Origin of the sequence: Natronorubrum thiooxidans (genome assembly GCF_900156475.1) — an archaeon.
Lineage (GTDB): Archaea > Halobacteriota > Halobacteria > Halobacteriales > Natrialbaceae > Natronorubrum > Natronorubrum thiooxidans.
The window spans coordinates 1-11,419 of the sequence record NZ_FTNR01000004.1 but is presented as its reverse complement, the minus strand read 5'-3'; the positions used below and the strand labels follow the sequence as shown (position 1 = coordinate 11,419).

The 11,419-nt window shown below is 61.6% G+C and carries 12 protein-coding genes; 5 read left to right on the top strand and 7 right to left on the bottom strand.

Features of this window, described 5'->3' with window-relative positions; genetic code table 11:
* Nucleotides 1–74 precede the first annotated feature (74 nt).
* A complete protein-coding gene (locus tag BW940_RS06790; RefSeq protein WP_394329397.1) occupies nt 75–2,102 on the bottom strand; it encodes a hypothetical protein in 2,028 nt (675 codons plus the stop codon).
* A gap of 314 nt (nt 2,103–2,416) precedes the next feature.
* Nucleotides 2,417–2,686 carry a MarR family transcriptional regulator gene (locus tag BW940_RS06785; protein WP_076608449.1) on the bottom strand — a complete coding sequence of 90 codons (270 nt, stop codon included), beginning with the start codon at nt 2,684–2,686 and terminating at the stop codon, nt 2,417–2,419.
* Between the two features lie 124 nt (nt 2,687–2,810).
* Between BW940_RS06785 and pan1 the strand changes: the two genes are divergently transcribed.
* Entirely contained in the window at nt 2,811–4,028 is a 1,218-nt protein-coding gene (pan1, locus tag BW940_RS06780; RefSeq protein ID WP_076608448.1) for a proteasome-activating nucleotidase Pan1, read from the top strand.
* Nucleotides 4,029–4,174: 146 nt separating this feature from the next.
* On the opposite strand, the gene BW940_RS21730 is transcribed toward pan1, so the two are convergent.
* On the bottom strand, nt 4,175–4,312 hold the full coding sequence (locus tag BW940_RS21730) for a hypothetical protein (protein WP_173834858.1): 138 nt from the start codon (nt 4,310–4,312) through the stop codon (nt 4,175–4,177).
* An 83-nt stretch (nt 4,313–4,395) separates the two neighbouring features.
* Nucleotides 4,396–4,569 carry a DUF7556 family protein gene (locus BW940_RS21725; RefSeq protein ID WP_173834857.1) on the bottom strand — a complete coding sequence of 58 codons (174 nt, stop codon included), beginning with the start codon at nt 4,567–4,569 and terminating at the stop codon, nt 4,396–4,398.
* A 240-nt stretch (nt 4,570–4,809) separates the two neighbouring features.
* On the opposite strand from BW940_RS21725, the gene BW940_RS06770 reads away from it, so the two are divergent.
* Together BW940_RS06770 and BW940_RS06765 are read left to right on the top strand one after the other, a co-directional pair.
* Entirely contained in the window at nt 4,810–5,361 is a 552-nt protein-coding gene (locus tag BW940_RS06770; RefSeq protein ID WP_076608446.1) for a GMP synthase subunit A, read from the top strand.
* A gap of 254 nt (nt 5,362–5,615) precedes the next feature.
* Nucleotides 5,616–6,521, top strand: a complete 906-nt coding sequence (locus BW940_RS06765) for an NmrA/HSCARG family protein (RefSeq protein ID WP_076608445.1) — start codon at nt 5,616–5,618, stop codon at nt 6,519–6,521.
* Between the two features lie 79 nt (nt 6,522–6,600).
* On the opposite strand, the gene BW940_RS21455 is transcribed toward BW940_RS06765, so the two are convergent.
* The 3 genes from BW940_RS21455 to BW940_RS22070 all read right to left on the bottom strand — a co-directional run bounded on the left by BW940_RS21455 (nt 6,601) and on the right by BW940_RS22070 (nt 8,266).
* On the bottom strand, nt 6,601–6,738 hold the full coding sequence (locus tag BW940_RS21455) for a hypothetical protein (RefSeq protein ID WP_159440158.1): 138 nt from the start codon (nt 6,736–6,738) through the stop codon (nt 6,601–6,603).
* 132 nt (nt 6,739–6,870) lie between these two features.
* Nucleotides 6,871–7,809 (bottom strand): alpha/beta fold hydrolase, encoded by a 939-nt coding sequence (locus BW940_RS06760; protein WP_235847776.1) that lies wholly within the window; start codon nt 7,807–7,809, stop codon nt 6,871–6,873.
* A 28-nt stretch (nt 7,810–7,837) separates the two neighbouring features.
* Nucleotides 7,838–8,266 carry a hypothetical protein gene (locus BW940_RS22070; protein ID WP_076608444.1) on the bottom strand — a complete coding sequence of 143 codons (429 nt, stop codon included), beginning with the start codon at nt 8,264–8,266 and terminating at the stop codon, nt 7,838–7,840.
* A 139-nt stretch (nt 8,267–8,405) separates the two neighbouring features.
* On the opposite strand from BW940_RS22070, the gene BW940_RS06750 reads away from it, so the two are divergent.
* Together BW940_RS06750 and BW940_RS06745 are read left to right on the top strand one after the other, a co-directional pair.
* The gene (locus tag BW940_RS06750; protein WP_076608688.1) at nt 8,406–8,909 is read left to right on the top strand and encodes an LUD domain-containing protein; all 504 of its coding nucleotides are present in this window, start codon (nt 8,406–8,408) and stop codon (nt 8,907–8,909) included.
* A gap of 5 nt (nt 8,910–8,914) precedes the next feature.
* On the top strand, nt 8,915–11,242 hold the full coding sequence (locus BW940_RS06745) for an LUD domain-containing protein (RefSeq protein ID WP_076608443.1): 2,328 nt from the start codon (nt 8,915–8,917) through the stop codon (nt 11,240–11,242).
* The last annotated feature ends 177 nt before the right edge of the window (nt 11,243–11,419 follow it).

Below are 11,419 nucleotides of genomic sequence, written 5' to 3'. Positions count from 1 at the left end.
TTCGGTGACCGGTGTGAAAGTGAACTCGAGCGCACGGCGGCGTCTCGCGACCGAACAGCGCGTCCGGTGTCTGACTACAGTTTCTCGGCGGCCCGGGCCTGCTCCGTGCGCTGATCGGCCTGTGCCAGTCTGTTTCGGGTCGCGTTCGAGAGCGACTGCGGGAGGTCGTCGCTGGCCGCTGCGAGACGCTTTTCTACCCGCTGAAGTCGCTCGGCCACGGTCTCGAGTTGCCTGTCGGCACCGGCTTGCTCGCTGTCGCGTGCCCGTTCGGCGGCCCTTCGTGCGGCCTCAACGACTGCTGCAAGGGCTCGCTCGAGACCCTCGACGGCGTTCGACGAATCGTTGTCCCCATCCTCGTCTCCGTCGTCGTCATCGTCGTTGCCGTTGGCCGCTGCGACCGCCAGCCGCGTCTCGTCGGCGATATCCGCTACGAACTCGGAAAGTGGTGCTTTGCCGGTCTCGGGGCGTTCGATTCGGACCGTCGACTCGGCCTCGGGGGACGGGTTGACGCGATAAGCACCGACGGCGTCGTCGCCGTCCCGAACCTCGGTCGTGTAGGCCCCGCCTGCGTGGACGTAGACGGCGTCGTTTCCCTCGACCGACGACTCGTACAGCCGTCCGGCGAAGTCGTCTTCGACGGCCACCGTCGAGAGGGCGGTCGACGCGTTTTCGCCCATGAGTTCTAGCTTTGTCGACTCGTTGCGGGCAACAAGCGGAATCTCACCGCCGACGCCGGCCGCCGTCGGCGTCCCGTCGTCAGTGACGCTGACACGTTCGCTGTGTGGTGCTCGACCGGCACCGTTGACCGTCAGTCGGTGCTCGCCAGCCGGGACGTCCTGTACGACCGCGACGCCACCGAACGTCGGGACGGCTTCGGGGTCGCTCTCGAGCAAGACGACCGACTCGAGGGCCGTCTCCGTCGTGGTCAGTCCCTCGTTTTCCGGTGCGTCGTCGGCCGTGATCGTCTCCGTGAGGCGAGCAACGACGGTGTTGATCGGTGCCGCTTCGCCGATGGCATCGTAGCGGTCGGCCAGTGTCGTCCGGTGGTTCGGAACGGAGATATCCGCCGCCGGATTCTCGTACCGAGGCTGGCTCCACGGCGTCCCCGTCGTCGTGATGTGGCCGGCCATGGCGTCCTCGACTACGTCCGGAACGGCGAACTCGAAGCTCAGCTGCGGGCCAGTAAAGGCCGCGATGTGTTCGATCTCACTGCTCGGGACGAGGTCGTACTCGACGTCGGTGTCGGCCTCGCCCTGTCGCTCGTGGTGCCCGAAGACGAGCCCAGTCTCGCGCGTCGGCAGCCCCGTTGGCGGCGACGTCAGCGCGTCGTACGATCGGACGGTCAGGTCGTCGTCGATCAACGACTCGCGAGTGACCGACGGCAAGCGCTCGTGGTCGTATATCGGGGCACCGTCGTACTCCGGCACGAGGTAGGGAAGTCGCGATCCCTCGTCTCGTGGCAGTCCGTACGCGAGCGGAAGTTCGAGGTCCGCGAGGTCTTCGATGCCCTCGAGCGCCGTGTTCGTGATGTCCGCCAGCAAGTCCTCGATGGCGACCCGCTGGAAGCGATCGGGGACGTCGTTGACCGAGAGCGTGCTCGAGTGAGAGCCGAGTTCCACGAGGATACGCGGAACCTGCTCCGGATCCGGGTCCAAGAACTCGTTGTTCGGTACCATCCGGGAGTGAGAGCTGGCGACGTGCAGTTGCGGGTCACCGGTTTCGGTGTCGACGAAGACGTGCAACACTTCCCAGTCGTGCCAGTGGAAATTGGTCGTGAACTGATCGAACACCGAGTAAAACCAGAACTGGACCACGGCGAGTGGCGAGTCCTCGTACTCGACGGCGCGGTAGAACACCGTCGGATCCGGTGGACTCCCGTCGCGATACCGTTCGTGGTAGCCGTCGAAGGCATCGAACCCGGTGACGAGCGTCTCACCGTCGCGCTCGCTGGTGTAGGGCCGCGGATCCGTCGGAAACCACGGCTCGTGAACGTCGAAGTACAGCGTCGGGGCGAACCGCGTCGCCAACGCTCGAGCCGCATCATCGTCGAGCTGGCTCGTCTGGCCGTCAGCGTCGCGTTCGAACGCCGAACAGCCAGCCATCGAAGCCCCGCTGATACCGGCAAGTGCGCCGAGGACGGCCCGGCGCTCGATCCCGGTTCTCGAGTCGGTCACGAGAGATCACGATTCATCGGCACTGTCGATGCGCGCACGACCGCTCTTAGACTGGACATGACTCCGAGTGTGTCCATTCACCCGATAAGTCTTCTGTACTCATAGTCACGTCCAGCACTCGTTATGAACGCGGCACTAGGGCGACAGTTTTCTGATAATATAGCACTCGTCTCTCACTCGCATCGAGAGAGAAAATCGGTCGTCGATGTGTCGAGATGTTCGTGGGCGTGACGGTTGTCCGATTACTCCTCGATATCGAGACTGTATAGCCGCTTGCGTGCGTCCGAGAAGGAAAACCGCGAGTCGATGACGTTTTCCTCGTCGAGGCGGTTCAGTGCGTATCGAACGGTTCGAGACGGCAGGAGCGTCTCGTCGGCGATCTGCTGTTGGGTCATCGTGTCGTTGTACTCGAGGACCTTCGCGACGAGTTTCGCACTCGGCGGCAGTTCTCTGACGTCGTCCCACGTCCCCCGCGGTTCGGCCTCGTGTCGCAACGACTCTGAAGCACTCATCACCTCTCCGTTTAGAATACAGGGTGATAATATTTTCTGTTTCTATAAATGCCTAGTGGTTATATTTCGTGACTGAGTGCACCTACCCGAAGCCTCTTATGAAGCAACACCCAAGAGACGGGTGATGAGCGACACTGTGGACGACGTCGACCTCCCATACGACGAGGACGAGGCGTCCCAACAGGAGAAAATTCAGTCACTCGAGGAACAGCTGGAGATCCTCGAGGCGCAAAACGAGGAGATGAGAGACAAACTCCTCGATGCCAACGCCGAGAACAATAAGTACCAGCAGAAACTCGAGCGACTCACACACGAGAACAAGAAACTCAAGCAGTCCCCGCTGTTCGTCGCCACCGTCCAGGAAATCACGGACGAAGGCGTCATCATCAAACAACACGGGAACAACCAGGAGGCGCTGACGGAGGTTACCGACGAACTCCGCAAGGAGATCGATCCCGACGACCGGGTCGCCGTCAACAACTCGCTATCTATCGTCAAGAGCCTCTCGAGCGAGACTGACGTGCGTGCCCGCGTGATGGAAGTCACCGAGAGCCCCGAGGTCAGCTACGAGGATATCGGTGGGCTCGAAGAGCAGATGCAGGAAGTTCGTGAGACCGTCGAGATGCCCCTCGAGAAGCCCGAGATGTTCGACGACGTGGGCATCGATCCACCGAGCGGCGTCTTGCTCTACGGGCCGCCGGGGACCGGGAAGACGATGCTCGCGAAAGCCGTCGCCAACCAGACCGACGCCACCTTCATCAAGATGGCCGGCTCGGAACTGGTCCACAAATTCATCGGCGAGGGGGCAAAGCTCGTTCGCGATCTGTTCAAGGTCGCCCGCGAGCACGAACCTGCCGTGATCTTCATCGACGAAATCGACGCCATCGCTGCCAAGCGAACGGAGTCCAAAACGTCGGGCGACGCCGAGGTCCAGCGGACGATGATGCAACTGCTCTCCGAGATGGACGGCTTCGAAGAACGTGGCGAGATCCGGATCATCGCCGCCACGAACCGCTTCGACATGCTCGATCGTGCCATCCTCCGTCCCGGCCGGTTCGATCGCCTTATCGAGGTGCCAAAGCCCAACGAGGAGGGTCGCGAGATCATCTTCGAGATCCATACCCGCGGCATGAACGTCGCCGACGACGTCGACTTCGCGGAACTGGCCGAGGAAGCCGAGGAGGCCTCCGGTGCCGACGTCAAGGCCGTCTGTACGGAAGCCGGGATGTTCGCGATCCGCGACGAGCGGACCGAGATCCGAATGGACGACTTCCGCAACGCTTGGAAGAAAGTCCAGGCCGATTCGGACGAAACCGAAGACGTCTCCAAGACCTTCGCCTGAACGTGCTGTTTTCTTTCCGTTTCTCACTGCTCGAGAGCGCTCACGCTGTCGCTGAGTGAGTGTCGACGTCGGGAGTCAAGACGAGACGCACAAAACCCACTCCCCCTCGAGTCAGTTCGATCCGTGCTGACTCGTCTCGGAGCGCGCTACAGTGCTGTAAAAACCAGCCACGGAACGACAAACAACGCGATCGTTAGCACGGCGAGAATCAACAGATACCCGATAGCGGTCCCGCCTGCAGTAACCCACGACGGATGCTCGAACTCACTGAGATCGACTGCCATACCGATATTTTCCGGCGAAACACGCATAAACGTACCGGAACCGGGGACGACTACAGGGTAAGAACACACTCGTTGCAGTCCGACTACCGCCACGTCTCGAGCGAGACGGCGTCTCCCTCGGGCATCGAGAGCCAGACGCCGTCTCGAGTAATATCGGCGATCACGAGGTGCGAACGACCATCGATCTCGTCGATCGCAGCGACGACACTGCTGTCGGCTTCCGACTGACTACCCACGGACTCGGCCTCGAGTGTCATATCTACCGATAGATCAGGCGTATGTATGAACGTTTTGGTATTGTCTCCGATAGTCATTGAATATCTCACCCTCTTGCGAAAAAGAAGGTATATAGAGAACTATATCGAGATATTAGTAGATATGCTAAACTTGTGCGGCGCAAATTTGAAGGAAACGATCCGATCGGGTCGTTTCGACTCGTGTCGCCCCCAGAACGCGTTCCGGACCGTTTTTACCGGGGGACTGGCTAGGGCCAGTCAATGACGAAGATCGTCGTGGTAGACAACCACGGACAGTTCACCCACCTCGAGCGCCGGGCGCTTCGCGACCTTGGCGTCGACACGGAGTTACTCGACAACGAGACACCACCCGAAGATATCGACGCCGATGGCGTCGTCCTCTCGGGCGGCCCCGACATGGATCGGATCGGCAAATCGGCCGACTACCTCAAGGCGGACGTGCCGGTCCTCGGGATCTGCCTTGGAATGCAACTAATCGCCGAGGAGTTGGGCGGCCGCGTCGGCAGCGGCGAGTACGGCGGCTACGCCGACGTCTCCGTCGAGATTCTCGACGCGGACGATCCGCTGACTGGGTCGCTCCACCCCGAAACGCGCGTCTGGGCGAGCCACGCCGACGAGGTGAAAGAACTGCCGGAGGGCTTCGAACTCACCGCCAAGAGCGACGTCTGTGGTGTCGAAGCGATGAGCGATACCGACCGCGACCTCTACGGCGTCCAGTGGCACCCGGAAGTCGCCCACACCGAAGAGGGCGACGAGGTCTTCGAGAACTTCCTCGAGATCTGCGAGCAGTAGCGATTCACTCGCAACCGATTTTTTGATTTCAGTGGATTGTCCACCAACATCGCCACAGTTGCAGTCACCACTAACGTGTTCTTTCAGCGAGGTATCAGTAACACCGGTGTTAGGTAGTATCGCTCATGTCGCCAAGCGAATATATACGTTCAAAACCGAATCAGGTAACGTAATGAAAGCAGCTGCGAACACCGTTTTGACCGCGATCGTATCGACGCCAACCGCTGCCATGCGCTTCGGTGAGGTGAATTGAAATGGCCACGAGCGTCCTCGTCACCGGTGCGACCGGCAATCAGGGCGGATCGGTCGTCGAGCATCTCCTCGAGTCCGATACCGACTTCGACGTCTTCGGACTCACGCGCGACGCCTCGGGTGACCGCGCACAGGAACTGGCCGACCAGGGCGTGACGATGGTCGAAGGCGATCTGAACGACAACGCGTCCCTGAAACCGCACGTCGCCGACGTCGACGCCGTCTTCTCCGTCACCAACTTCTGGACGGTCGGCTACGAGACGCAGGTCCAACAGGGCAAAAATATCGCGGAGGTCGCAAGCGAGGCGGGCGTCGACCAGTTCGTCTTCAGCGGCGTCGGCAGCCACGAGAAAGACACCGGTGTTCCCCACTTCGATTCGGCCGAGGAGATCGACCAGCACGCCCAGGACCTCGACCTCCCGATGACCGTCCTCCAGCCCGTGTTCTTTTTCCAGAACCTCGAGGCATTCGCGGAGGATATCGTCGAAGACGGCCAGCTCGCGCTGCCACTCGAAGACGGCGTTGCCCTCCAGATGATCGACGTCGACGACGTCGGCCACGCGGCGACGGTCGCGTTCGAAAACCCCGACACGTTCGTTGGCGAGCACGTCGAACTCGCCGGCGACGAGTTGACGCTCGCCGAGACCGCCGAGACGCTCTCGGACGTCACCGGTGTCGATGTCGAGCCGGTTCACGTCCCGATCGAGGACGCCTACGACAGCTTCGGCGAGGAGTTCACCGTCATGTGCGAGTGGTTCAACGAGGTCGGTTACAGCGCCGATATCGACGCGCTCGAGGCGCAGTTCGGCTTCGAGTTTACAGACCTCGAGACGTATCTCCGCGAACACGGCTGGGAGGACAAGGAGGGGATGGCGTCCGTTCCTGGCTGGGTCAAGGCGATGCAGTAACCGGACCACCCCACGGATTCTCGCTCATTGCCCCCGAACCGTGGTGCAGTCGGCCGAGTCGCCATCGGACGTGTTTCGGTCAGGTCTGCCAGGCAACTGCGAGTGTCGTATCCGATTCGATCCACGCCGCATCGTTTTCAGTGTCGAAAATACGAACGGTACCGGCCTCCGTCTGCTGTTCAGCGTACCGGTGCTGACCACGCGTCTGTTCTCCCATTGGAATTATAACCGGAGAACTGACTACGCATATTATAACTTTTGTGCCATCTGTTGTTTCGACAAGGAGTTCCGATAGCGAAACCGGCGTCGATGGCACGCAGATCACAAAGTTTGGCGCGTGAGTCAGCGACTAGTCAGCTGGCTTTTCGCGTGCTGGGCCTGGTGGATGCAGTTCGATGCCGACATCGTCCGGCTCAAGGACGTCCGGGAGGGCCTCGTCTCGGTCGCCGGTAATATCTGCGAGGAGCTCTCGAATGTACGCGTTGAACAGTTCGGGATGTTCACTCATCGGGAAGTGACCGATCTGGGCAAGTTCAATTGCGGTGGCTCCCTCACCGATTCCTTTGGCAGTCTGTCGCCCGTCTTCGGGCGTTGTCAGGTAATCATACTCGCCGTTGGCAATGTAGAGCGGGCACTCGTCGGCGTTGACCTGATCGAGTTTGTCGCGGTAGTCGTGATCGACGGAGTAGTAGTAGAGGTCGCCTTTGAAGACACCTGTGGCACCCTGTTCGTAGAGATACATCGTTTCCCGCCGGCTCTGTTCAGGACTCTGTGGTGCCATCAACCCCCAGCACGCGTAGGCGTTGACCTCCGTCGTGTTCACCTCCGGGTGATCGAGCCAATCGATATAAAAACCCGGGCTGTGGGCCCCACACTCGAGGCCGATCAACGCCTGAAACCGATCCGGATACCAGTCGGCTAACTCGAGCGTGATGTTGCCACCCATGCTCGAGCCCATGTAGATCGGGTCTTCGAGTTCGAGGGCATCGGCGAGACTGACAAGAGTATCGGTGAACTTCTTTGCCGTCATAGTGTAGTCGTCGGTCCACCACTCCTGAGTCGTCGGGGGGACTGACTTCCCATGATACGGCAGATCGTGGGCGATGACACGAAAGTTTTCGGTGATCTCCTCATCAGTCAGCAGATGCCGCCATTGTTGACAGTTGTTACCAGCCGTGTGCTGACAGAGTAGCGGAATGCCGTCGTCAGGACCGTTCTCTTCGTAGTACACTCGATGACTCACTCCTTCAACGTCGATATGAACGTAGGAGCCATCGATTGGTTCCACATCGCCCGGCTGATACGATGTCGGCATGTCAGTTCCCTCCATTGTTGTGGGCAACCCGCATCAAATCGAGCGTTCGCTGGAACGCGCGCAGATGCTGGAAGATCTTTTTGTTGTCGCCGGTCAACTGGAGATGACCCTCCTCACCACGGACCGCAGTTCGATAATGCGAGGCGATGATCTCGTGGTTGAACGCCGGTGGCGTCTCCTGGACGAACGCTTCCCAGGCTTCACGATCGCCTTCGACGCCGAACGACCACTGATGATTCATCGTCGGATTCGGGACGAGTTCCGCGATCTCGCCGCCGTTCATCTCGACGAGTACACGCTCGTCTCCGATCTCGATGTAGAAGTTCTCCGAGAACTTGTCGTGCCCTCTGACGTCCATTTCCGGGTCGTTGTTCACCGTTTCTTTGTACGACTCCCACCACTCGTGACTGCTCAACTCTGTTTCGTTCATTGTGACCACACCGTACGTTTTCCAATCTCACTCAAGTAGCTCACACAATAAAATCCGACAGCTCAGCGGCGAATATAGCTGCCACCGTCACTCGCTCCGTCCGACAGTCTATTGAGGATCGCTTCGAATGTGTCAGACGATGACAACCGATACCGTCGGCCGGTTCGAACGCGCACTCGAGGATCTTGAGGTGGGCGTCGAACGGGTGCCGGCAGTCGACGCGACCGAGCGAATCGCAGCCGTCCTCGTGGGGGCTGCCGTCGGGGTCCCCCTCCCGTTCGATGGCGTCTCGCAACCGGACTCAGTGACGACGCGGCCGACGGCCGGTGAGCTCGAGGCGGCACGAACTGGCGTCACGCCCGCCACGTTCGGAATCGCCGAATACGGCACCGTCGCCGTCGAATCGCGGGCTGTGGGCGACGAGCCGATCAGCCTCTACCCGGACCACCACGTCGCGGTCGTCGCCGCGAGCGACGTCGTGGCGGATCTCGGAGACGGATTCGATCGCCTCGAGGATTGTTTTGCCGATCGAAAGAGCATCGTCTTCGCGACTGGCCGGAGCGCAACGGCGGACATGGGCGACCTCGTCCACGGGGTCCACGGCCCCGGGACAGTCAGCGTCATCGTTCTGGAGGATCGGTGAGCGCGATGGCGGAGCGAACCCACCAGCCCGGCTCCCGAAGCGAGACGGCCGCGCGGATCCGACATCTCCTCGAGACCGAAGGCGAGGCCGTCCACGCCCACTCGAGCGCGATGAGCGCGCGCCAGACACAGACCTACGCCGAGACTGACGATATCGAGGCGTTACGGACGGACGCCCGGGCGATCAAGGAGGACGCGATCGACCGCCTCCCCGAGTTGCTCGAGACGGTCCGGGAAGCAGTCGAGGCAAACGGCGGGACAGTCTACGTCGCCGACGACGCTGCGGATGCGAACGCCTACGTCTCGGATGTCGTCGCTGAACGGTCGGATTCGGCCACTGGCGAGCCGCCATCCGTCGTCAAATCGAAGTCGATGACCACCGAGGAGATCGACCTCAACGACGCGCTCGAGCGTAACGGCACCGACGTCTACGAGACGGATCTCGGCGAGTGGGTCCTGCAGGTCGCAGACGACACACCCTCCCACATCGTCGGGCCGGCGATGCATCTGAGCCAGCCGGAGATCGCCGAGCTGTTTACCGAGCGCTTCGACCCCGACGAGCCGTTCGAGACGGCCGAATCGCTCACCCGGTTCGCCCGCGACTATCTGGGCGACCGCATCCGCGAGGCCGACGTTGGGATCACGGGTGCGAACTTCGTCGTCGCCGAAACCGGGACGATGGCGCTCGTCACGAACGAGGGCAACGCCCGCAAGTGTGCCGTCACGCCCGACACCCACATCGCCATCGCCGGCGTCGAAAAACTGATCCCATCGGTTCGAGACCTCGAGCCGTTCGTCGATCTGATTGCCAAGAGCGCGACGGGCCAGTCCATTTCCCAGTACGTGACGATGTTGACGCCGCCGACCGCGTCGCCGACGCTGAACTTCGACGACCCCGACGAGCCAATCACGGACGCGGCTGCAGAGGACGACGACGGGGGCGATGCCAACCCCGACCGCGACTTTCACCTCGTCTTGCTCGACAATGGCCGTCTCGATATGCGCGAGGACGACCAGCTCCGAGAGACGCTGTACTGTATCCGGTGTGGAGCCTGTTCAAACTCGTGTGCGAACTTCCAGGCCGTCGGCGGCCACGCCTTCGGCGGCGAGACCTACTCCGGTGGGATCGCGACCGGCTGGGAGACGGGTGTCCACGGCCAGGACAGCGCCGCCGAATTCAACGACCTCTGTACGGGCTGCTCGCAGTGTGTCAACGCCTGTCCGGTGAAAATCGACATTCCCTGGATCAACACCGTCGTCAGAGATCGAATCAATCGCGAGGGCGACACCGAGTCGTACGACTTCCTCGTGGATGGTCTGACGCCCGACGCCGAGGCCGATGCCGGCGGTCTTGACCCCGGCAAACGGTTCTTCGGGAACATCGGCACGGTCGCAAAACTCGGTGCCGCGACGGCACCCGTCTCGAACTGGCTGGCCGAGACAGGTCCTGTTCGCGGGCTACTCGAACACACCCTCGGCATCGACCGGCGTCGCGACCTGCCGACCTTCCAGCGGGAGTCGCTCGTCGACTGGTTCGAGAAGCGAGGCGGCGTGGCGACCTCGAGACGCCGCGCCGAACGTGCCACGACTCGCGGCACTGGGGCCGACATCGACCGTGAAGCCGTCCTCTACCCCGACGTCTACACGAACTACGTCGACATCGACCGTGGTAAAGCCGCCGTCAGGACGCTCGAGGCGCTCGGCGTCCCGGTCAGCGTCCCCGACCTGCCCGAGAGCGGGCGCGCACCGCTGTCACAGGGGATGATCGCCACGGCGGATCGACAGGCCAGTCGGCTCTACGGGGCCGTCGCCGAGGACCTCGATGCTGGCCGCGACCTCGTTGTCATCGAACCCTCCGATCTGGCAGCGTTTCACCGCGAATACGAGCGGTTGTTGCCGGAGCGCTCGTTCGAACGCCTCCGGGACAACAGCTACGAGGTGTGTCACTACGTCTACGGTCTCCTCGAGCACGGGGCCGACGCGGACGCGCTCGCGACCGTCGACAGCGGGACCGACGAACAGGGCGAACCGATCGCCTACCACTCCCACTGCCAGCAGCGCACGCTCGGCCTCGAGGCCCCGACAACAGCGCTGCTCGAGCGCTGTGGCTACGCGCCCCGGACCTCGAGCGTCGAGTGCTGTGGGATGGCCGGCTCCTTCGGCTACAAAAAAGAGTACTACGAGCTGAGTATGGACGTCGGCGACCGACTGGCTCAGGAGTTCGAGACTGCGGCGACCGTCGTCGCCTCCGGGACGTCGTGTGGCGACCAGCTCGAGACGCTGCTCGAGCGGGACGTTCCCCATCCGATCGAGATTCTGGCCCCGACGCGCTGAGTGACATCGCAAGCCTGAATACAGGTCGAATCGACTTACACCGCCGGATTCGACCTTGCAGTCGACGCTTGGGAGGGGACTGAGTAGACCGTCCAGTAAATCCGTACCCGGATAGAGCTGGAGCGATTATCTCCTTTCAGCACCTCTTAGAGAGTGTTCTCTGCGGAGAACGCCTCT

Bases quoted from the DNA above. Each gene is read 5' to 3' on its own strand.
- BW940_RS06770 (WP_076608446.1), top strand. From the start codon at position 4,810: ATGACGAAGATCGTCGTGGTAGACAACCACGGACAGTTCACCCACCTC.
- BW940_RS06745 (WP_076608443.1), top strand. From the start codon at position 8,915: ATGGCGGAGCGAACCCACCAGCCCGGCTCCCGAAGCGAGACGGCCGCG.
- BW940_RS06765 (WP_076608445.1), top strand. From the start codon at position 5,616: ATGGCCACGAGCGTCCTCGTCACCGGTGCGACCGGCAATCAGGGCGGA.
- pan1 (WP_076608448.1), top strand. From the start codon at position 2,811: ATGAGCGACACTGTGGACGACGTCGACCTCCCATACGACGAGGACGAG.
- BW940_RS22070 (WP_076608444.1), bottom strand. From the start codon at position 8,266: ATGAACGAAACAGAGTTGAGCAGTCACGAGTGGTGGGAGTCGTACAAA.
- BW940_RS21725 (WP_173834857.1), bottom strand. From the start codon at position 4,569: ATGACACTCGAGGCCGAGTCCGTGGGTAGTCAGTCGGAAGCCGACAGC.
- BW940_RS06750 (WP_076608688.1), top strand. From the start codon at position 8,406: ATGACAACCGATACCGTCGGCCGGTTCGAACGCGCACTCGAGGATCTT.
- BW940_RS06785 (WP_076608449.1), bottom strand. From the start codon at position 2,686: ATGAGTGCTTCAGAGTCGTTGCGACACGAGGCCGAACCGCGGGGGACG.
- BW940_RS21455 (WP_159440158.1), bottom strand. From the start codon at position 6,738: ATGGGAGAACAGACGCGTGGTCAGCACCGGTACGCTGAACAGCAGACG.
- BW940_RS06790 (WP_394329397.1), bottom strand. From the start codon at position 2,102: ATGGCTGGCTGTTCGGCGTTCGAACGCGACGCTGACGGCCAGACGAGC.
- BW940_RS21730 (WP_173834858.1), bottom strand. From the start codon at position 4,312: ATGGCAGTCGATCTCAGTGAGTTCGAGCATCCGTCGTGGGTTACTGCA.